The organism is Rhodococcus aetherivorans, assembly GCF_011058165.1.
Lineage (GTDB): Bacteria > Actinomycetota > Actinomycetes > Mycobacteriales > Mycobacteriaceae > Rhodococcus > Rhodococcus aetherivorans.
Genome location: NZ_JAALEG010000029.1, coordinates 1 through 18,187, shown reverse-complemented (window position 1 = coordinate 18,187; position 18,187 = coordinate 1). Strand labels below are relative to the sequence as shown.

20 protein-coding genes are annotated in these 18,187 nt (G+C 69.9%); 7 read left to right on the top strand and 13 right to left on the bottom strand.

Translation table 11 applies throughout. The features are described 5' to 3' along the window. Nucleotides 1-36 precede the first annotated feature (36 nt). From G6039_RS13665 to G6039_RS13645, 5 genes are all read right to left on the bottom strand, one after another. Complete coding sequence (locus G6039_RS13665; RefSeq protein WP_006938328.1) at nucleotides 37-555, bottom strand: cupin domain-containing protein; 519 nt, start codon at nucleotides 553-555, stop codon at nucleotides 37-39. Nucleotides 556-584: 29 nt separating this feature from the next. Next, nucleotides 585-956, bottom strand: coding sequence for a RidA family protein (locus tag G6039_RS13660; protein WP_006938326.1), 372 nt, complete (start codon nucleotides 954-956; stop codon nucleotides 585-587). Beyond that, nucleotides 953-2,515, bottom strand: a complete 1,563-nt coding sequence (locus G6039_RS13655; RefSeq protein ID WP_043802468.1) for an aldehyde dehydrogenase — start codon at nucleotides 2,513-2,515, stop codon at nucleotides 953-955. Before G6039_RS13655 ends, G6039_RS13660 begins: the two co-directional genes overlap by 4 nt. 256 nt (nucleotides 2,516-2,771) lie before the next feature. Further along, nucleotides 2,772-3,308 (bottom strand): MarR family winged helix-turn-helix transcriptional regulator, encoded by a 537-nt coding sequence (locus G6039_RS13650; protein WP_043802471.1) that lies wholly within the window; start codon nucleotides 3,306-3,308, stop codon nucleotides 2,772-2,774. Between the two features lie 264 nt (nucleotides 3,309-3,572). After that, on the bottom strand, nucleotides 3,573-4,556 hold the full coding sequence (locus G6039_RS13645; protein ID WP_043802472.1) for a helix-turn-helix transcriptional regulator: 984 nt from the start codon (nucleotides 4,554-4,556) through the stop codon (nucleotides 3,573-3,575). Nucleotides 4,557-4,645: 89 nt separating this feature from the next. Between G6039_RS13645 and G6039_RS13640 the strand changes: the two genes are divergently transcribed. Beyond that, nucleotides 4,646-5,062, top strand: a complete 417-nt coding sequence (locus G6039_RS13640) for a VOC family protein (RefSeq protein ID WP_006938318.1) — start codon at nucleotides 4,646-4,648, stop codon at nucleotides 5,060-5,062. 85 nt (nucleotides 5,063-5,147) lie between these two features. Here G6039_RS13640 and G6039_RS13635 read toward each other — a convergent pair whose 3' ends face one another. Further along, nucleotides 5,148-5,900 carry an isocitrate lyase/PEP mutase family protein gene (locus tag G6039_RS13635; RefSeq protein ID WP_006938316.1) on the bottom strand — a complete coding sequence of 251 codons (753 nt, stop codon included), beginning with the start codon at nucleotides 5,898-5,900 and terminating at the stop codon, nucleotides 5,148-5,150. A 162-nt stretch (nucleotides 5,901-6,062) separates the two neighbouring features. Then, complete coding sequence (locus G6039_RS13630) at nucleotides 6,063-7,430, bottom strand: NAD(P)/FAD-dependent oxidoreductase (protein WP_029546503.1); 1,368 nt, start codon at nucleotides 7,428-7,430, stop codon at nucleotides 6,063-6,065. A gap of 143 nt (nucleotides 7,431-7,573) precedes the next feature. Here G6039_RS13630 and G6039_RS13625 point away from each other — a divergent pair, with 143 nt between their 5' ends. The 3 genes from G6039_RS13625 (at nucleotide 7,574) to ygiD (ending at nucleotide 10,280) form a co-directional block, all read left to right on the top strand. After that, nucleotides 7,574-8,476, top strand: a complete 903-nt coding sequence (locus G6039_RS13625) for a LysR family transcriptional regulator (protein ID WP_029546504.1) — start codon at nucleotides 7,574-7,576, stop codon at nucleotides 8,474-8,476. Nucleotides 8,477-8,575: 99 nt separating this feature from the next. Next, nucleotides 8,576-9,412, top strand: a complete 837-nt coding sequence (locus tag G6039_RS13620) for an alpha/beta hydrolase (protein WP_043802475.1) — start codon at nucleotides 8,576-8,578, stop codon at nucleotides 9,410-9,412. 25 nt (nucleotides 9,413-9,437) lie between these two features. After that, nucleotides 9,438-10,280, top strand: coding sequence for a 4,5-DOPA-extradiol-dioxygenase (gene ygiD, locus G6039_RS13615; protein ID WP_029546506.1), 843 nt, complete (start codon nucleotides 9,438-9,440; stop codon nucleotides 10,278-10,280). 77 nt (nucleotides 10,281-10,357) lie between these two features. Here the strand turns inward: ygiD and G6039_RS13610 are convergent, their stop codons facing one another. From G6039_RS13610 to catA, 5 genes are all read right to left on the bottom strand, one after another. Continuing rightward, nucleotides 10,358-11,335 carry an alpha/beta hydrolase gene (locus tag G6039_RS13610; RefSeq protein ID WP_029546507.1) on the bottom strand — a complete coding sequence of 326 codons (978 nt, stop codon included), beginning with the start codon at nucleotides 11,333-11,335 and terminating at the stop codon, nucleotides 10,358-10,360. 75 nt (nucleotides 11,336-11,410) lie between these two features. Then, nucleotides 11,411-12,544: an alkaline phosphatase family protein gene (locus G6039_RS13605; protein WP_043802478.1), complete on the bottom strand. Its 1,134-nt coding sequence runs from the start codon at nucleotides 12,542-12,544 to the stop codon at nucleotides 11,411-11,413. Nucleotides 12,545-12,571: 27 nt separating this feature from the next. Next, on the bottom strand, nucleotides 12,572-12,856 hold the full coding sequence (gene catC, locus G6039_RS13600; RefSeq protein ID WP_029546509.1) for a muconolactone Delta-isomerase: 285 nt from the start codon (nucleotides 12,854-12,856) through the stop codon (nucleotides 12,572-12,574). A 69-nt stretch (nucleotides 12,857-12,925) separates the two neighbouring features. Then, a complete protein-coding gene (locus G6039_RS13595) occupies nucleotides 12,926-14,053 on the bottom strand; it encodes a muconate/chloromuconate family cycloisomerase (protein WP_029546510.1) in 1,128 nt (375 codons plus the stop codon). Between the two features lie 129 nt (nucleotides 14,054-14,182). Beyond that, nucleotides 14,183-15,034, bottom strand: coding sequence for a catechol 1,2-dioxygenase (gene catA / locus G6039_RS13590; RefSeq protein ID WP_029546511.1), 852 nt, complete (start codon nucleotides 15,032-15,034; stop codon nucleotides 14,183-14,185). A 196-nt stretch (nucleotides 15,035-15,230) separates the two neighbouring features. Between catA and G6039_RS13585 the strand changes: the two genes are divergently transcribed. After that, nucleotides 15,231-16,001, top strand: a complete 771-nt coding sequence (locus G6039_RS13585) for an IclR family transcriptional regulator domain-containing protein (protein ID WP_043802481.1) — start codon at nucleotides 15,231-15,233, stop codon at nucleotides 15,999-16,001. A 6-nt stretch (nucleotides 16,002-16,007) separates the two neighbouring features. Here the strand turns inward: G6039_RS13585 and G6039_RS13580 are convergent, their stop codons facing one another. Further along, nucleotides 16,008-16,937 carry an AraC family transcriptional regulator gene (locus tag G6039_RS13580; protein WP_043802485.1) on the bottom strand — a complete coding sequence of 310 codons (930 nt, stop codon included), beginning with the start codon at nucleotides 16,935-16,937 and terminating at the stop codon, nucleotides 16,008-16,010. A 243-nt stretch (nucleotides 16,938-17,180) separates the two neighbouring features. On the opposite strand from G6039_RS13580, the gene G6039_RS13575 reads away from it, so the two are divergent. Beyond that, entirely contained in the window at nucleotides 17,181-17,744 is a 564-nt protein-coding gene (locus G6039_RS13575) for a flavin reductase family protein (RefSeq protein WP_043802490.1), read from the top strand. A gap of 50 nt (nucleotides 17,745-17,794) precedes the next feature. After that, on the top strand, nucleotides 17,795-18,187 hold a 393-nt coding region (locus tag G6039_RS13570; protein ID WP_277606666.1), incomplete at its 3' end, for a 4-hydroxyphenylacetate 3-hydroxylase N-terminal domain-containing protein.

The window sequence follows — 18,187 nt, the reverse complement described above, 5'->3', positions numbered from 1 at the left end:
TGATCTCCCTGTCGGTGGAGGGTCTTCTCGGCGGCGTCAGCGGGTGACGCCGTACATCTCCGAGCTCGGCGGGTAGGTGGGCAGCTGCGGCTTCGCGGCGCCGATGATCACGCAGAACAGGGCGTCGGTGTCGCCCACGTTCGCGAGGCTGCGCGGCACGCCGGCGGGAACGCGGATCATGTCGCGGTAGCCGAGCCGGCGGACGGCCTTCCGGGTGCCGTCCTCGACGTCGTGGACCGCGACCTCGAGCTCACCCTCGAGCACGAAGAACACCTCTTCGACGTCGTGGTGGGTGTGCTCGGGGCCGACTGCACCGGCGGGCAGCCGCATGTTGGACAGGGTGAAGTGCTCGGCGGGCAGCGTGCGGGCGTCGCCCTCGTGGTTGCCGGTGGCACCGGAGCCGATGTAGCGGATCTGGGCACGCTTGAAGCGATCTCCGCCCTTGGCGGCCTGGAAGCCGAGGGTGTCCCAGTCCTCGTAGCGGCTGTCGCGGCTGGCGATGCAGGAGTCGATGAGGGCTTCGAGGTCGACGGTGGTCTTCTCGGGTGCGGCCATGACGGTGGGTCCTTTCGTGCGGTGGGGGTTCAGGCGCGATGCGCGACGGCTTCGATCTCGACGGTGGCGCCGTAGGGCAGGGCGGCGACCTCGACGAACGAGCGGGCGGGCCGGGGCTCGGCGAAGACCTTCTCGTAGTGGCGGTTCGCCTCGTCGCGGAGCGTCACGTCGGTCACGAAGTACGTGGTCTTGACGACGTCGGCCAGGGTCATGCCGATGGTCGCGAGGCGCTCGCCGAGGCGGGCGATCGCGGCGTCGAGGGCGGGGGTCGTACCGTCGACGGCGATTCCGTGCTCGTCGACCGACAGGGCGCCGGAGACGAACCCGAAGCCGGCGACGGCGTAGGCGGGGCTGTACGGGTGGGCGGTGCGGTCGTGGGTCGCGGTAATCGAATCGGTCACCGGGAAGCGTCCTTTCGGGTTTCTGTCGGGTCGGGGGTGGCCCAGGCGATCGGTTCGCCGGACAGGTCGAGGTAGATGCTCTTCTGATCGCAGTACTGGCGGATGCCCTCGCGTCCCTTCTCGGTGCCGAGACCGCTGTCGCCGAGACCGGTGAAGGGCGTCGAGATGCTGAACTGCTTGTAGGTGTTGATCCAGACGGTGCCCGCCTTCACCGCGCCGGCCACGCGCCACGCCCGCCGGTAGTCGGAGGTCCAGATGCCGCAGGCCAACCCGTATACCGAGTCGTTCGCCTGCGCGATCAGGTCCTCCTCGTCGTCGAAGGGCAGCACGACGGCCACCGGACCGAAGACCTCCTCGCGGCAGATCGTCGCGGCGTTGTCGGCTCCGGTGAGCACCGTGGGCGGGTAGTACGCGCCGGACGAGAGCCGTTCGTCGGCCGGGATCGCGCCCCCGCACAACGCCCGGGCCCCGGCGGCGACGGCGTCGTCGACCATCGCGGCCACCCGGTCCCGGTGCGCGAAGGTGACCATCGGAGCCACCCGGGTGCGCGGGTCCGTGCCGGGGCCGAGACGCAGGGCCGCTGCGCGCCGGACGAGTTCGCCGGTGAAGGTCTCGGCGATGCTGCGGTGGACGAAGATCCGGGATCCGGCGATGCAGCTCTGCCCGGACGAGGAGAAGACGCCGTAGAGGACGCCGGCGAGGGCCTGTTCGAGATCGGCGTCCTCGAACACGATCGTCGGGGACTTACCGCCGAGTTCGAGCGTGATCGGCATGAGCTTGTCGGCGGCGAGATGCGCGAGGTGACGGCCGGTTTCGGTGCCGCCGGTGAAGGTGACCTTGGCGACGTCCGGGTGCCGGACCAGCGCCTCGCCGACGGTGCGCCCGGATCCCGGCAGGACCGAGAGCACCCCCGCGGGCAGCCCGGCCGCCTCGCAGATGCGGGCGAGACGCAGCGTCACCCACGGCGCCCACACCGGCGGCTTGCTCACGACGGCGTTGCCGGCGGCGAGGGCCGGGGCGATCTTCTGGGCGTCGGACGCGATCGGTGAGTTCCACGGCGTGATCGCGGCGACGACGCCCATCGGCTGGTACGTCGACATGGTCAACCACGGCCCCCGGGGCGTGGTCAGTGCGGAGTCCATCGTCTCGAGTGCGGCCGCGGTGTAACGAAACGTGTTGGCGGCGCTGGCAACCAGGGCCCGGGTCTCGGTCAGTGTCTTGCCGGTGTCGAGGGTCTGGAGCCGTGCCACCCGTTCGGCCTCGTCGTCGAGGGCGTTGCCGACGCGGTGCAGGACCCGTGCACGCTCGTGCGGGAGCAGTGCCGACCACCCGCCGCGGGCGGCGCGCAGACCTTCGGTGACGGCCCGGTCGACGTCGTCGACGGTCGCGGTGTGCAGGCTCGCGAAGACCCGGCCGGTGGCGGGGTCGACGGACTCGATGCACTCACCGAGTCCACGCTGCCATCGGCCGGCGACGAGGATCTCGTCGACCGTGTCGACGGACTCGGGCTCGTGCTCGGCGGGTCCCACCTGGAGAGGGGACGCGTACGCAATGGGCATGAGGGAGGTCCGTTCGGTCGGGACGGACGCGGACCACGCTGCTCGCGGAGCCGGAGGGTGGTGCGCGCCGAGTCGATATCTTTGCACTAAGAGATTTGTATCGTCTTAGCGAAAAGAGGTCAATAGCCGAATGCCCAGATCAGCCGGTCGTTACGCCGGATTTACGGGGCCGAAACGGAGGAGACGCAGGTCACAGCGGTGTGGCGGGCACCATAGAGGTCCCGAAATTTTTCTCGGCGGACGCCCGACTGCGGCGTCAGACCGGCCGATCGGCGTCCGAGTCCACGCCCACACCGGTGCCCGAGTCCTCGAACTCGGCCGCTCGGGCGGAGTGCTCCAGACGGGCGAGCAGGCGCGCCAGCGTCTCGCGCTCGTCGGTGTCGAGGTCGCCGAGCATCGCGCGCAACTTGGCGAAGTGCGCGTCGGCGACCGAGTCGACGAGCGCGGCACCGGCGGGTGTGAGCTCGACATACACCACCCGGGCGTCCTGACTGTCCTTCGATCGGGTCACCAGGCCCGCCTGCTCGAGCCGATTGACGCGCAGCGACAGCCCGCCGGTGGTGACCAGCGTCTGGTCGGCCAGCTCCCCCGCGGTGAGCCGATGATGCGGCACGGCGCGACGCAGGCAGGCGAGAACGTCGAACCCCGAATCGTTGATCCCGTGCTCCTCGAACGTGGGCGCGATGCGGGACTTGTAGACGAGGAAGCTCCGGTGGAGGCGACCGAACACCTTCAGCCCCGACACGTCGAGTTCGGGACGGGCCACGGCCCAATGCGCGACGATGGCGTCCACGGCGTCGCGATCCCCAGGCTCTCCCACAATGCCGGGAGTCTACCCCCGGCACGACCGGGATCCCGTCCGGCCACGCACGGCGGGCCGCGCCGTGCGGGCGCGACGGAGGGGACGCCGAACGAATCGCCGCCGTTCGCCGGCCACGTCACTTCCTCTCGCACAAGCCGATTCGACCCGCCGATCGTCCACGTCACCGAATACCCGCACGGCACGCCGGATCGTCGCCACCACGGGAGACCTGCACACGTCTTCCGCGAGCCGGATCTACCGGCAATCCCGTTCCGGTGCCGCACCGGTGCTTTCCGGATCGCGGTAGCGGCCGGTGAGCTCCGCGCCGATCCGCGCGAGTTCCGCCCGGACGGAAGGCGGTTCGGTCACCTCGATCATCGCGCCCCAGCCGGCGAGAGTGCGAGCGATGTCCAGCGGCGTCGGTGCGGCGACGCGGACCCGGACGCGCCCGTCGCCGAGTTCGCCGGCGGCGTGGCAGTGCCGGCCGAAGTGGTCGCGCAGGATCGGCACGAACCGGGCCGCGAGCAGGACGGTCGCCCAGGTACGTGACCGCCGCTGCTCGACCTCGCCGACGACCTGCCGCCACGCGGCGTCGAGCGCGAAGCCGTCCGGGCGCGCGGCCGGTTCGTCGGCCGGTTCGGCCCGGACGATCCGATCGACGCGAAAGGTGCGCTGGCCGCGATCGGTCCCCGCGATCAGGTACCAGATGTCGTCCTTGTCGACGAGACCCCACGGGTCCACCAGCCGCTCACTACGCTCGCGCGCGCTGTCGGTGTAGACGAGGCGCACTCTCCGTCGCCGCACGACGGCGGCCTGCAGAACATCGACCGTCTCGGGCCGGTGCCGGTCTCGCGCGCCCCACCGGGTGGGATCGATCATCGTGGCGTCCGCAGCGGCCTCGGCGTCGGCCCGGAACGTCGACGGCAGCGCCCGCACCAGCTTGCGCAGGGCGGTCTTGACCTCACCGGAGACGGCCGCCGCGGGGCCGACGAGCAGGAACAGTGCCTGCGCCTCGGCGGCGGAGAGCCCGCTGAGGTCGGTGCGGGCGCCGCCGACGAGCGACCACCCACCGCCGCGTCCGGGCTGCGGATACACCGGGATCCCCGCCGCGGACAGCGCCTCGAGGTCGCGGCGAGCAGTGGCCACGGACACCTCGAGTTCGGCGGCGAGCTCGGCGGCGGTCACCCGCCCACGACTCTGCAGGAGCAGCAGGACGGCGACGAGACGGTCGGCGCGCATCCCCGAAATGTCTCACGAAAAGTGCTCGGAAGGTGAGCGCTTTCGCCCGCAGGATGGATGTCGACACCCCCCGAGGAAAGGAACGAGCCATGTTGCGAGGACTCTCCACCGTCAGCTTCTTCGCCGACGACCTGACGGCCGCCGGTGCCTGGTACACCGAACTGCTCGGCGTCGAGCCGTACTTCCGACGCTCCGTCGAGGGCAGGCTTGCATACCTCGAGTTCCGCACCGGCGACTACGGGCACGAACTCGGGATCGTCGACGGCCGGTTCGTCGCCCACGAGCGCCCCGGGCAGCCCGGCCCCGCGACGACCTACTGGCACGTCGACGATCCCGCGGCCGCCCTCGAGCGGCTCGAATCGATGGGCGCGACGGTGCACGACAAGCCGGTCGAGCACGGCCCCGGATTCGTCACCGCCTCGGTGGTCGACCCGTTCGGCAACGTGCTCGGCGTGATGTACAACCAGCACTACCTGGACGTGCTGGCGGCGCGGACGGAGCCGTGACGGACGATCGTCGGCGGTCGCCGAGCGGTGCGGAGTGGGACGTCGGCGGAGTCACCCGGCCGGCGAACGCGCGCTGCGCGATCGTTCAGCGCCACCGCCCCAGCAGCTCACCCGCCCGCTCGGCCAGGGTGGCCTGCAGCAGCGGCCCGAAGCTGATCCGGGCGACGCCGAGGGCAGCGAGCGACGCGAGATCGTTCTTCGCCGGGTGGGCGATCGCATTGACCGGCAACGGCAGCTCCGACGTCAGGCGCCGCTGGACCTCGTCGCTGTGGAAGCCCACCGGATAGAGCACATCGGCGCCGGCATCTGCGGCCAGCTTCAGGCGGTCGATCGCCCGGTCCACCCGGTCGGACTCGGCACCGATCTTCTTGACGAACAGGTCGGTGCGGGCGTTGACCACCAGGTGCACACCGGCGGCGTCTGCGGCGGCACGCAACCCGGCCACGTACTCGGCGTGCTCGGCCGGCTCGCGCAGCCGGCCGCCCTCACTGTGCACGGTGTCCTCGACGTTCAATCCGACAGCGCCCGCCCCGAGCAGCCCCTCGACGATCCGAGCGGGGGCCTCGCCGTAACCGGCCTCCACATCCACCGAGATCGGGACGTCGACCGCTGCGGTGACCTGCCGGACCCGGGTCAGCAGCTCCTCGAACGTCATACCCTCGTTGTCCGGCTTGCCGACCGAGTCGGCCACCGGATGGCTGCCCATCGTCAACGCGGCGAAACCGGCCTGCACCGCCAGGTTCGCCGACCAGGCATCCCACACGGTCGGCAGCACCACCGGGTCACCCGGAACGTGCAGAGACTTCAGCGCTACGGCCTTCTCGGCAAGAGTCGTCATGCCGCATCCAACCACACACGTCCCCCGGCATTCCCGGCGAACGCACTGCACCCGGGTGCGGATGCGCGGCAGAGGCCGGGGCAGGGGGCAGGGGCAGCGAGAAGACCGGGCCCCGTGCCGTTCGCAGTGAACGGCACGGGGCCCGGTTCTCGTCGAGTCGTCCTATCGGACGCTGACCTTCTCGGGTTCCGGCTTCTTCTCGGGAGCGCGGTCGACCCGGGCAGGTACAGCGGTGACGGTCACGTCGTCGGGGACATCGGCGTCGAGCCGGTGCTGCTCCTGCGCATAGTGGAAGTGCGGGCGCCGGTGACCGAGGAAGGATCCGAACCACGACATCACCGCGACGTAGCGGTTGCGGAAGCCCACCATGTAGACCAGGTGCACGGCCAGCCACAGCACCCAGGCGATGAAGCCGCTCAGCTCGATCTTTCCGACGCGGGTGATCGCGCGGAAGCGGTTGATGATGGCCATGCTGCCCTTGTCCCGGTACTTGAACCGGGTGCCCACCGGCTGCTTGCCGAGGATGGTCCGCGCGACGTGGCGGCCGCCCTGCATCGCGACGGGCGACTGCCCGGGCAGGTTGTTCAGCGACGTCATGTCGCCGATGGCGTACACGTCGGCGTAGCCGCCCACGGTGAGGTCCGGGTTGACCAGCAGCCGGCCCGCACGGTCGGTGGCGCAACCGGTGCGCTCGGCGAGGACTCCGGCGAAGTCGTTGGCGCGCACGCCGGCCGACCAGATGATCGTCTCGGCGGTGATCCGGCGCTCCTCGTCGCCCGCCTTGAGCGTGGCACCGTGCTCGTCGATGTCGGTGACGAAGGTGCCGAGCACGACGTCGACACCCGACTTCTCCAGCGACTGCTTGGTGTATTCGCTGAGCTTGCCACCGAAGGCCGGGAGGGCCTCGCCCGCGCCCTCGACGAGGGTGACGGAGACGTCGTCGGCGCTGATGTCGTGGAACGACTGCTCGAAGTAGCGGCCCGCGAGTTCCTTGATCTGGCCGGCGAGCTCGACGCCCGTCGCGCCGGCACCGATGACCACGAAGCTCAGCAGGTTGCGGCGGCGCTCCGGGTCGGTGGTGGTGTGCGCCTCCTCGAAGCACCGCAGGATCTGCCGGCGCAGCCGCTCGGCGTCCTCGACGGTCTTGAGGGCGTAGGTGACCTTCTCGAACTCGTCGCGGCCGAAGTAGGCCTGGCGCGCACCCGTCGCCGCGACGAGCGAGCGGTACCCGACGGTGTGGACGACGCCGCCGGCAACGTAGTCGACCTCGTGCACGTCCGGCCGCACGTCCACGACCCGGCCGAGGCGGACGTCCGCGCTGGGGTACTTGGCGAGGATGGAGCGGATCGACGGGGCGATCTCGCCGGCCGAGAGCACGCCGGTGGCGACCTGGTACAGCAGGGGCTGGAAGAGATGTTCGGTGGTCTCCGAAATCAGGACGAACGGCGTCCCGGCCTTGGCGAGCTTCTTCGCCGTTGCCAGCGCGCCGAAGCCCGAACCGACGACGACGACCTCGGTCCGATCGGTCACTGCTGTGCTGCCCACGATTACCTCTACCTCCACCTTGAAGTCGATGTATGACAACCACCGTATGGAGACGGCAGACCGATGGCCACCAACCTGCCGTATTCGCGGAAGTCTTATCTCGATCGCTCATAAGTAGGATTGGGGGCATGGACTTCCGGCAGCTGCGTTACTTCCTCGCCGTGAGCGAGGAGCTGAGCTTCAGCAAGGCCGCGCAGAAGTGCTTCATCTCCCAGTCCGCCATCAGTCACCAGATCACCCGGCTCGAGAAGGAACTCGATACGTCGCTGTTCGAGCGGTCCACCCGGGTGGTGCGGTTGACCCCCGCCGGTTCGCGGCTGGTCCCCATCGCGCAGCAGGTGCTCAGCCTCGAAGCGCAGGCGTATGCGGTGGCGCGCGAACCGCGCAACCGCATCCGCATCGCCGCGAACATGACCTTCGCGTCCCAGAGCCTCGATGCCATCGCCCACGTCCGCGAGCAGTACCCGGCGATCGACATCGAGTTCGTCATCAAGAGCTTCGCCGACCGGATCGACGCCGTCGCCGGCGGCGACGCCGACGTCGCCCTGATCCGCGGCGGCGTCGACCGCCCGGGTCTCGAGACCGTGGAACTGGGGATCGAGGACCTGGTCATCGTCACGTCGAGCCGGCACCCGCTTTCCGCGTTCTCCACCGTCGACCTCGGCGACCTGGCGCCCTACCCGCTGCTGCTGCCGCCCCGGCCCAGCCAGGTGCTCATCCACACGGTGATCGAGGACGCCTTCCGCGCGGTGGGACGCCGGGTGCAGCTCGGGCCGTCGATCGCGAGCGACCACACCGCCACCCTCGACGTCATCACCAATCCGCGGGCGTGGACGGTCCTGTACCCGAGCACCGCCGCGGAGACCCCACGGACGGGCCTGGCCTACATGCGCGAGGCGCGCAATCGCCTCAGCGTCCCGGTGTGCGGCGTGGTCCGCAGCGACGCGCCCCGCTCGTCGGCGATGTCGAGCCTGATCCTCGCGCTGCGACGGTCGATGACCAGCGAGGCACCGCCGGGACCCGAGGACTGAACACACAGCCGCGCGGTCGCCGCAATGCGCACCGATCCGGCGGCGTTTCGTGGAAGGATGACCCGATCCGGCGGCGGATCCACGCGGTGAGGAGCGATCATGCAGCGAACCGAGACTTCGTTCACCAGTGCCGACGGCACCCGCATCGTCTACGACGTGTGGTCGCCCGGCGGGGACCCGACCGGCGTGCTCGTGCTGTGTCACGGGTTCGGCGAACACGCACGTAGATACGACCACGTGATCGAGCGCCTCGGTGATCTCGGCCTCACGGTGTACGCGCTCGACCACCGCGGGCACGGCCGCTCCGGCGGCAGGCGCGTATATCTGCGGGAGATGGCCGAGTACACCGGTGACGTCAACCGGCTGTTCGGCATCGCCTCCTTCGACAATCCCGGCCTGCCGCGGTTCCTGCTCGGCCACTCCATGGGCGGGGCCGTCGCCCTGGCCTACGCGCTCGAACACCCCGACGAGCTCACCGCCCTCGTCCTCTCCGGCCCCGCGGTCGACGTCACCTCCGGCACGCCGCGCGTCGTCGTCGAACTCGGCAAGCTCATCGGGCGCGTGCTGCCGCAGCTACCGGTGCAGAAGCTCGACTCCGCGGGCGTCTCCCGCGACCCCGACGTCGTCGCCGCGTACGAAGCCGATCCGCTGGTGCACCACGGGCTCGTGCCCGCCGGCATCGCGCGGGCCCTCGTCGTCACCGGGGAGAGCCTCCCCGACCGGCTGCCTGCGCTGAACCTGCCGATCCTGCTGCAGCACGGCGCCGAGGACCGGTTGACCGCCCCGGCCGGCAGCCGGCTCGTCGCCGAGCGGGTCGGGTCGCCGGACGTGACCCTGAAGTTGTACGACGGCCTCTACCACGAGGTGTTCAACGAACCGGAGAAGAAGCAGGTCCTCGACGACCTCGTGGAATGGCTCCGGCCGAGGCTCGTCTGACGTGGCCGCCGAACCGTCCGCGCGCATGCCGGCCGCGTTCCTCGGGCACGGCAGCCCCCGCAACGCGCTCGACGCGAACCGCTACACCCGGGCGTGGCGGGAGTTCGGGCGCGCGGTCCCCACGCCGCGTGCGATCCTCGCGATCTCAGCGCACTGGTTCATCAACGCCACCGCCGTCACCGCCATGCCCAGCCCGCGCACCATCCACGACTTCTTCGGCTTCGAGCAGCAACTGTTCGACGTGCAGTACCCGGCGCCGGGGCTGCCCGAACTGGCCGAGGAGATCGCCGACGTCGTGCATCCGACCTGGGTCGGCGCGGACGTCGACTCGTGGGGCATCGACCACGGCACCTGGTCGGTGCTCACCCACGCCTTCCCGGCCGCGGACGTGCCGGTCGTCCAGCTGAGCCTGAACGCCTACCAGGATTTCGACTACCACCTCGAACTCGGCGCGAAGCTCGCGCCGCTACGCGAACGGGGCGTTCTCGTCGTGGCCAGCGGCAACATCGTGCACAACCTCGCCGGCATGGATCGGCGCCTCCCGGACGAGGGGTTCGACTGGGCGCACCGGTTCGACGCGGCGGCGCGGGTCATGATCATGGACCGCCCCGACGGTGTCGCGAGTCTCGACGGGCACGCCGACTTCGAGCACGCGGTCCCCACCACGGATCACTTCCTCCCGCTGCTGTACCTCGCGGGCCTGGCGGGTGTGGGCGACGATCTCGTCGAGCCCCTGGTCGACGGCTTCGCGTACGGATCGCTGTCGATGAGCGCCTACACCCTCGGGGTCACGTGCACGGCCGGCGAGGACGGCCCCCCGTCCGCCGGGTTCCCCGACACCCCGAACCCGTCCGACACCAACACCTGACCGCCCGGGCACGCGGCCGAATGTCACACCGCGTCACTCAGATCGAATGGATGTGACATCGGGCCGCCACGGCGGGGTCATGCCGTGTGGCGACGCTCCTGCGCGACGACGGTGCGCCGCACGAAGTCGATGCTGTAGTGCAGCAGCGTGCGGGCCTCGGGCAGCACCTGCCCTATCACCGGGAAGGCGTGCACCTGACCGGCCCACAGGTGGGTCTCGACCGTCGCGCCCACCTCGTCGAAGGCGCCGGTCATGATCTCGACGTCGGGTCGGGTGATCTCGTACTCGGCGACGGAGAAGAACACGGGCGGGAACAGCGCCGGATCGGCACGGACGGGCGACTCCTCGCCCTCGATGTAGTCGGGACCGGCGAGCCAGCGGTCGCGTAGCTTCTCGACCTGCCGCATCGGCAGGTACGCGTCGCGCTTCATGAAGTCGGGGTCGTGCTCCTCGAGTTCGAGGTTGAGCAGCGGCGAGTAGCCGATCACCGCGGCCGGCCGGATCATGCCGCGCAGCGCGGCGATCTCGGCGACCTTCATCGCCAGGTAGCCGCCGGCCGAGTCACCGGCGACGACGATGCGGGTGGGGTCCTCGACCGTCTCGAGCAGCGCGGTGTACGCAGCCATCGCGTCGATGACGGAGGTACCGATCGAGCCCACGGGAAGCTGCCGGTAGGCGACGGAGTACACCGGAACCCCCGACTCGGCGGCGAGCAGTGAGCAGACGGTGCGGTGGGTGGCGAGGCCGCAGAACACGAAGGCGCCGCCGTGGAAGTACAGGATGGTGACCCCGGCGAGCGAGTCCCGGGCGGGTCGCGGCGGTTCGATGCGCTCGCTGGGCACCCCGCCGAGGGTCAGGGGGTCGATGTCGACGCCACGCGGTCGGGGCAGCAGCTTGTCGACGCGACGGTCGAGCCGGCTGAGGGTCTCGATGCCCCGGTCGGTGGCAGGCCACCAGGTGAAGAGCGGCTTCACGAAGATCCGCACGAACCAGAAGACGAGGATCGCCCGCAGGCTCACCGTCCAGTGCCAGATCGTCGAGCCGTGGGTGCGCATGTACGCCACGATAGGACGAGGCCGGTACCCGGTCGAGGTACTCTCCGTCACACGTATCTTCCGGACCCTCAGCCCTCAGACCTGCAGCAACGGCACCAGCAGCTCCTCCTCGGTCAGCGCACCGTGCTGGCCGGGCAGCTGCGACATGACCAATTCGCCGTCGGAGCGGATCACCGTGGACTCGCCGAGGCCGATCGCGACGACGTCACCGATGCGTCGGCACGCGGCGGGCGACGGGTCCGGGCCGAACAGGCCGCCGGCGATCACGTCGTCGCGGGTGCCGATCCACATGTCGTCGCCGAGTTCGTTGCGCCACCGCTCCAGCACTGCGTCGGGCCGCCGGGTGTGCACGTGCCGGCAACGGGGTTCGCCCGCGATCGCGTCGACGTCCTCCGAGAGGCCGGAGATGTGGTCGAAGTCGGCGCGACGGCCCCGGGAGGCGTCGACCATGCCGTGGTCGGCGGTGATCAGCAGCCGCGCCCCGGCGGGCAGGGCCGCGACGAGTTGCTCGACGAACCGGTCGACGACGGTGAACTGCGCGGTCCAGGACGGGGACTCGGGTCCGTAGAGGTGGCCGATCGTGTCGACCTCGCCGAGGTAGCAGTAGACGAGGGTGCGGTCGCCGGCGGCGACGGCAGCGACGACGTGGGCGAGCAGGTCGCCGTAGGCGGAGACACCGACGAAGTTGCCGCCGCGCAGCACGGCCCGGGTGAGCCCGCTGCCGTCGAAGCTGCGGGGCACGACGGTGGTCACGGTGAGCCCGGCGGCGTCGGCGCGTTCGAACGCCGTCGGGTGGGGCTGCACCCATTCGGGGACGAGCCGCTCACGCTGGTCGACCGCGGTCCCGGCGAGGGTCCAGCGCAGCCAGTTGAACGGGGCGTCGATCTCCTCGACGTAGGACTGGTAACCGGTGATGGCGTGGGCGCCGGAGGCCAGGCCGGTGCCCAGCGACGCGATGCTCACCGCGGTGGTGGTGGGGAATCCGGCGCGGATCGGCCGGCCGTCGAGTCCGGTGAGAAACGGGGCGGCTGCGGCATTGCGCCGCAGCAGGTTCCACCCCATGCCGTCGACGAGCAACACGACGGTGCGGGACTGCTCGTCGAGCGCGAGACGGTTGGCCTCGCCGGGCACCCCCGCGGACGCGAGCACGGACGGCATCAGGTCCGCGAGGGTCGGTTCGGCGTAGACGTCGTGCAGCGGCAGGTCCATTACCCGAGTATGGCCTGCCGGCGGCCACTAGTCCTTGATGTCGGATCCGTGCTTGGTCAGCGGCATGATCTCGATGTTCATGTACGGGAACAGCGGCAGGTTCCACAGGATCTCGTGGAGTTCGTCGGCGGAGTCGACGTCGAAGATGCTGATGTTGCTGTACTTGCCGACGATGCGCCAGATCTCCCGCCACTTGCCCTCGCGCTGCAGTTCCTGGCTGTAGGCCTTCTCCCGCGCGACGGTCTCGGCCCGCACCTCGGGATCGAGGTCGCGGGGGATGTCGACGTCCATGCGAACGTGGAACAGTGCCATGGTGCGTACTCCTTTCGGGCCGTGCGCGGTTTCGGTAGCTGTTTCTACCGAAACCGCGCACGGGTGTGGTCAGTCGCGGGCGAGGTGCTTGACGACGTCCATGTCGAGTTCGACGCCGAGGCCGGGCCCCTGCGGGAGGTGCACCTGCCCGTCGGAGTAGTCGAGCGGGGTCTGCAGCAGCTCGACGGCGAACAGCTGCGGCCCGAACAGCTCGGTGCCGTAGTTGATCCCGGGCTCGGCGCAGGCGAAGTGGATGGACGCCGCAGTGCCGATGGGCCCCTCGATCGAGGTGGCGCCGTGGCAGCGGATTCCGGCCGCCTTGGCGACGGCCACGACCTCCTTGCTGCGTTGCAACCCACCGCACTTGGTGGTCTTGAGGGCGATGACGTCGGCGGCGCCGAGCTTGGCGATCTCGAGCGCGTCGTGCGGCGTCTGCACGGACTCGTCGGCCATGACCGGGGCAGACACCAGATGGTTGATCTCGGCGAGGACCTCGCGCTGCTCGCCGGGAGTCGGCTGTTCGATGAGTTCGACGCCGCCGTCGACGAGTTGCGGGACGTACCGCAGCGCGGTGAACCGGTCCCAGCGGGCGTTGACGTCGATGCTGACGCCGGCCTTGCCCTCAAGGGCCTGCGCGATCGTGACGACACGTTCGGTGTCGACCTTCGGGTCGAGCGCGCCCATCTTGAGCTTGAACGCGAAGTTCAGGCGGGCCGCCATCTTCTCCTCGACCTCCTCGAGGATCTCCTCGACCGGCGCGGCGCCGAGCGCCCAGCGCACGTCGACCCCGGTGCGGAAGGCGCCGCCGAGCAGGGCGTGCACGCCGACGCCGAGGGCGCGGGCCCAGGCGTCGTGCAGGGCGACGTCGACGGCGGCCTTGGCGAACCGGGCGCCGGAGACGACGCGTTCGATGTCGACCATGATGCCGCTGATCTCGTCGACGCCGCGGCCGGCGATGTAGGGGGCGATGTAGCCGTCGACGATCGCCTTCATCGTCTCGACGGATTCACCACCCCACCACGGACCGCCGGGCACGACGCCCTCGCCGTAACCGGTGACGCCGCCCGCGGTGGTGATCGCCACGAGCAGGATGGGCTGCTTCTCGGCGGTGGTGGTGGCGAACTTGTGCGGACGTACCAGCGGCACGTCGATGATCGTCGTGTCGATCGAGACGATCTTCAGGTCGGGGTCGGACATCGAACAGCTCACAATCGGATATCGGCGGTGATGCGGGCAACAGTGGACCCTCGGGGACGACGAATGCCGGTGTCCTCTTGGTGGACACCGGCATTCGTCAACTCACGTGGACCCGGTCCATGGAGACGATCAGGCCTCGGGGTCGAGCACGAAGTTGTAGGTCACCTCGTCGACGCCCTCGGCGTTCGGCTGTGGGTCGAGGATGAGCTCGGGCTTGGTCGCGGTCGCGACGTCGTCCTCGACCCACTCGCCACCCTGGAAGTACAGCTGGGTGGTGATCGAGCGCTTGCCGGGGGCCTTCACCATCAGGTGCAGGTGGGCGGGGCGCCACGGGTGTCCACCGTAGGACTCGATGAACCAGCCGGTCGGGCCGTCGGCGGGGATCTTGTAGGGGGCGGGCTTGAGGGTGGTGATCTCGAAGTTGCCCTCGTCGTCGCACTCGACGGTGCCGCGCAGGTTCCACTCGGGGATGCCGGGGGCGAACTGCGAGTAGAGGCCCTCCGCGTCGGCGTGCCACAACTCGATGGTGGCGCCCTGCAGTCCGTTGCCCTCGAGGTCGGTGACCCGGCCCTTGAAGATCAGGGACTCGGCCGCCTTGTCCTGCTCACGCATCGGCATGGTGCACTTGGCCGGCAGCTTCGGGGAGTCGGCCACGTAGTACGGACCCTCGATGCTGCCCTTGGTGCCGGTGAAGTGCTTGCGGTTGTAGTGCACCTCTTCGATCTCGTGCTCGACGAAGACGTCCAGCCACAGCGGCCACTCGCCGTACTCGCCCACGTCGATCATCCACTGCTTGAGCACGCGGTACTCGTCGTAGGTGACCTCGTGCTTGTGGATGATCTCGGCGAACGCCCCGAGCACATCCTTGTAGATGGCGGCGGCACGCTCGACCGACGTGTCCGACGAGACGCGCTCGTTCTTGAACTTGTCGGTGGCCGCATTGCCGGACGCGTGGGCGGTGGGATTCTCGGTGGTGGTCATGTGTCCTCCTCGGCGAGGCTCGAACGATGGTCACGAAAGCTGTCGTGGTGATCGCGGGGCTGGCGCTCTCGCCACTCGGGTTGTACGCTGTGCGTACTTCTGTATCGCAGTGCGTACACACACTGTGCGTCCAGTCACAGGTGATTGTCAACACCCGGGTGGCCCCGGGCGCCGAAACCGCAGGTAGGAGCCAGCAATGCCTAGCCAGGACCGGGATTTCGTCCAAAGCATCGAGCGCGGCTTTGCCGTGCTGCTCGCGTTCGACGAACAGCACCCCAACCCGTCCCTCGCCGAACTGGCAGCGAAGACCGACCTGTCCCGGCCCGCGGTCCGCCGCATCCTGCTGACCCTGCAGAAGCTCGGCTACGTGAGCAACACGGGCAGCCGATGGTCGCTGACCCCGCGCGTGCTCAGCATCGGTCAGCACTACTCCGCCTCGCACGCCCTGGTCGAGGCCGCCATGCCGCGGCTGGTCGAGATCTCCGAGTACACCGGCGAATCCGCCTCCCTCGGCGTTCTCGACGGCGCCGAGGTGGTGTACGCCGCCCGGGTCCCGGTGCGGCGCATCATGAGCATCAACGTCTCGGTGGGCACCCGGGTCCCCGCATACGCGACGTCGATGGGCCGGGCGCTGCTGGCGTGGGCCCCCACCGACACCGTCGAGCAGGTCGTCGCCGACACGAGTTTCGAGAAGCTCGCCACCGCGACCGTCGGCAACGCGGACGAACTGCGGGCCGAGCTGGCCCGGGTGCGCGCCCAGGGCTACGCGCTCACCTCCGCCGAGCTCGAGGAGGGCCTCATCTCGGCGGCGGCGCCGGTGCGCGACGCCGCCGGCACCGTGGTCGGTGTGCTCGCCTGCTCGACGTCGGCGGCCCGGCACACGCCCGAGGAATTCCGCGCGCTCGCCGTGGACTGCCTGGTGAAGTCCGCGAACGACCTCAGCGCCGACCTCGGGTACCGCGGGTAGGTCTCGTCAGCCGCGCAGGGTCGCGGACGGGGTCACGCCGTACTTGCGGCGGTAGGCGGCGGCGAAGCGGCCGGTGTGCGTCATCCCCCAGCGCATGGCCACCTCCGTGACCGACGTCGCCGCCGGGTCGCCGGCCGCGAGCTCCTCGTGGATCCGCTCGAGGCGCAGGTCGAGCAGGTAGTCGCGGGGACAGACCCCCAGGTACTCGCGGAATCCCTCCTGGAGGCGGCGCACGCTCACGCCCGCCAGCTCGGCCATGTCCGCCGACGTCCACGGCTGGGCCGGATCCTCGTGGATGCGGTCGAGGACCCGCTTGACGATCCGCGGTCGCGCCGCGGTGCCGGTTCCGCCGTCGGGCATCACCGCGAGCACGAACGCCGAGGTCAGGGCGCCGGAGAGCTGCTCGGCGACCAATGGGTTGCGCCACAGCTCCTCGTCCGCGCGCAGCTGATCGACCACCGAACGCAGCAGGGTCATCCAGCTCTGACCGGCCTCCCCGGTCAGGTCCACCTGCTCCGGCAACTGCAGGTCGGGACGTCCCAGGATCCGCGCCAGCTCACGGTCCAGGTAGTCGCGGTCGAGCTTGACGCCGACGATCTCGCAGTCGTCGGTCCAGCGGGTGATGGTGGCGGCGGTGTCCGGCCGGAACACCGACGCCTGTCCCTGCACCGAGACCACCTCGCGGCCCGCGGTCACCGATTCGATGCGCCCGGACAGGGGGATGTTGACCGCGTAGGCACCCGGATGGTCCGACTGCACCGTGACCTCGGCGCCCCATCCGATTCGCGCCAGCCGCAGCGGACCGAGCTGCAGCGCGCGGACATCGACGTGCGGTTCCGTACCGGCGGCCAGCGGGGCCAGGGTGTGCGGGAAGTATGCGTCGGACACCACATGCTCGGCTTCGTCCCAATCGGCCGGATCAGGCGTCGACCTCACCCTGTACCTCCGTTTCCGTCCCCGGGACCTTCGGCGCCGTTCGCCATTCGGGACCTTCGTCCCGGTATACCCGGGACCCACTGCCCAGTGTGATGGGCAACACGTCTCCGGGCAAACGAGGCCATCGGTCACGCCGACCGCGCTAACCGGATAGCGACCGCGTTCAGCGGATCGCAGCCGGCACCCACCCGCTCCTATGGTCTACATCACACCAGCACGGATCGACCCGGGAGGAGCGCCGAAATGGAACAGCGTCGGCTCCGGAACATCTTCGGACAGTTCGCAAGTGGCGTCACCGTGATCACCTGCGCCAACCACGAGGGCACACCCCACGGCGCGACGGTGACCGCGTTCACCGCCGTCTCCCTCGAGCCCCGGCTGTGCCAGGTCACCCTGACCCGCACGTCGAAGGCGTGCGGCTTCCTCTCCGGCGCACCGTTCGCGGTGAACATCCTCGCCGCGGACCAGGTCGACACCGCCCTGCACTTCGCCGGCCGGCCGCAGACCCCCGGCCCGGTGTTCGAGGACGGACCCACGGCGCCGGTGCTCGCCGGGGCCGCGGCGACCCTGTCCTGCGTCCCGTGGCGCGAGTACGACGGCGGCGACCACGTGATCTACATCGGCGAGATCGTCGACGCCCAGTGCCGCGACACCGCCCCGCTGCTGTTCTACCGGAGCACCTTCCACGAACTCGGCGCACCGAGCGCCTCCGCCGCATGGAACGGCTCGATGGACGATCCGCACAGCGGCTGGTTCGACGCCCGGACCCGGTTCACCCCGCTCCACCTCGATGCCGCGGTGAACTGACCACCGCCCGGAACCACTTACCAGTTCCCTTCACCCGCAAGGAGATATCCATGACCACTCTCGAGTCCCGTCCCGGCGAGAACACGATCGACCGCTCCACGGTGAACGTCGCCGCCGATTCCCCGGCGAACCGGCAGCAGAATTTCGCCACGCGGCCGATGACCGGCGACGAGTACATCGAATCGATCAAGGACGGCCGCGAGATCTGGCTGCACGGCGAGCGGGTCCAGGACTTCACCAACCATCCGGCGTTCCGCAACTCCATCCGCATGACCGCCCGCCTCTACGACTCGCTGCACACCGGCGAGCACGTCGGCACCCTCACCTGTCCCACCGACACCGGCAACGGCGGGGTGACCATGCCGTTCTTCCGCACCCCCACCTCCGCCGACGACCTGCTCGCCGAACGCGACGCCATCGCCACCTGGGCGCGGATGACCTAC

Excerpts from the sequence above, each read along its gene's own strand:
- catA (WP_029546511.1), bottom strand. The coding sequence starts at position 15,034 with ATGACCACCACCGAGAATCCCACCGCCCACGCGTCCGGCAATGCGGCC.
- G6039_RS13620 (WP_043802475.1), top strand. The coding sequence starts at position 8,576 with ATGCAGCGAACCGAGACTTCGTTCACCAGTGCCGACGGCACCCGCATC.
- G6039_RS13640 (WP_006938318.1), top strand. The coding sequence starts at position 4,646 with ATGTTGCGAGGACTCTCCACCGTCAGCTTCTTCGCCGACGACCTGACG.
- G6039_RS13645 (WP_043802472.1), bottom strand. The coding sequence starts at position 4,556 with ATGCGCGCCGACCGTCTCGTCGCCGTCCTGCTGCTCCTGCAGAGTCGT.
- G6039_RS13595 (WP_029546510.1), bottom strand. The coding sequence starts at position 14,053 with ATGTCCGACCCCGACCTGAAGATCGTCTCGATCGACACGACGATCATC.
- G6039_RS13655 (WP_043802468.1), bottom strand. The coding sequence starts at position 2,515 with ATGCCCATTGCGTACGCGTCCCCTCTCCAGGTGGGACCCGCCGAGCAC.
- G6039_RS13575 (WP_043802490.1), top strand. The coding sequence starts at position 17,181 with ATGGAACAGCGTCGGCTCCGGAACATCTTCGGACAGTTCGCAAGTGGC.
- G6039_RS13610 (WP_029546507.1), bottom strand. The coding sequence starts at position 11,335 with ATGCGCACCCACGGCTCGACGATCTGGCACTGGACGGTGAGCCTGCGG.
- G6039_RS13625 (WP_029546504.1), top strand. The coding sequence starts at position 7,574 with ATGGACTTCCGGCAGCTGCGTTACTTCCTCGCCGTGAGCGAGGAGCTG.
- G6039_RS13585 (WP_043802481.1), top strand. The coding sequence starts at position 15,231 with ATGCCTAGCCAGGACCGGGATTTCGTCCAAAGCATCGAGCGCGGCTTT.
- ygiD (WP_029546506.1), top strand. The coding sequence starts at position 9,438 with ATGCCGGCCGCGTTCCTCGGGCACGGCAGCCCCCGCAACGCGCTCGAC.
- G6039_RS13605 (WP_043802478.1), bottom strand. The coding sequence starts at position 12,544 with ATGGACCTGCCGCTGCACGACGTCTACGCCGAACCGACCCTCGCGGAC.
- catC (WP_029546509.1), bottom strand. The coding sequence starts at position 12,856 with ATGGCACTGTTCCACGTTCGCATGGACGTCGACATCCCCCGCGACCTC.
- G6039_RS13635 (WP_006938316.1), bottom strand. The coding sequence starts at position 5,900 with ATGACGACTCTTGCCGAGAAGGCCGTAGCGCTGAAGTCTCTGCACGTT.
- G6039_RS13665 (WP_006938328.1), bottom strand. The coding sequence starts at position 555 with ATGGCCGCACCCGAGAAGACCACCGTCGACCTCGAAGCCCTCATCGAC.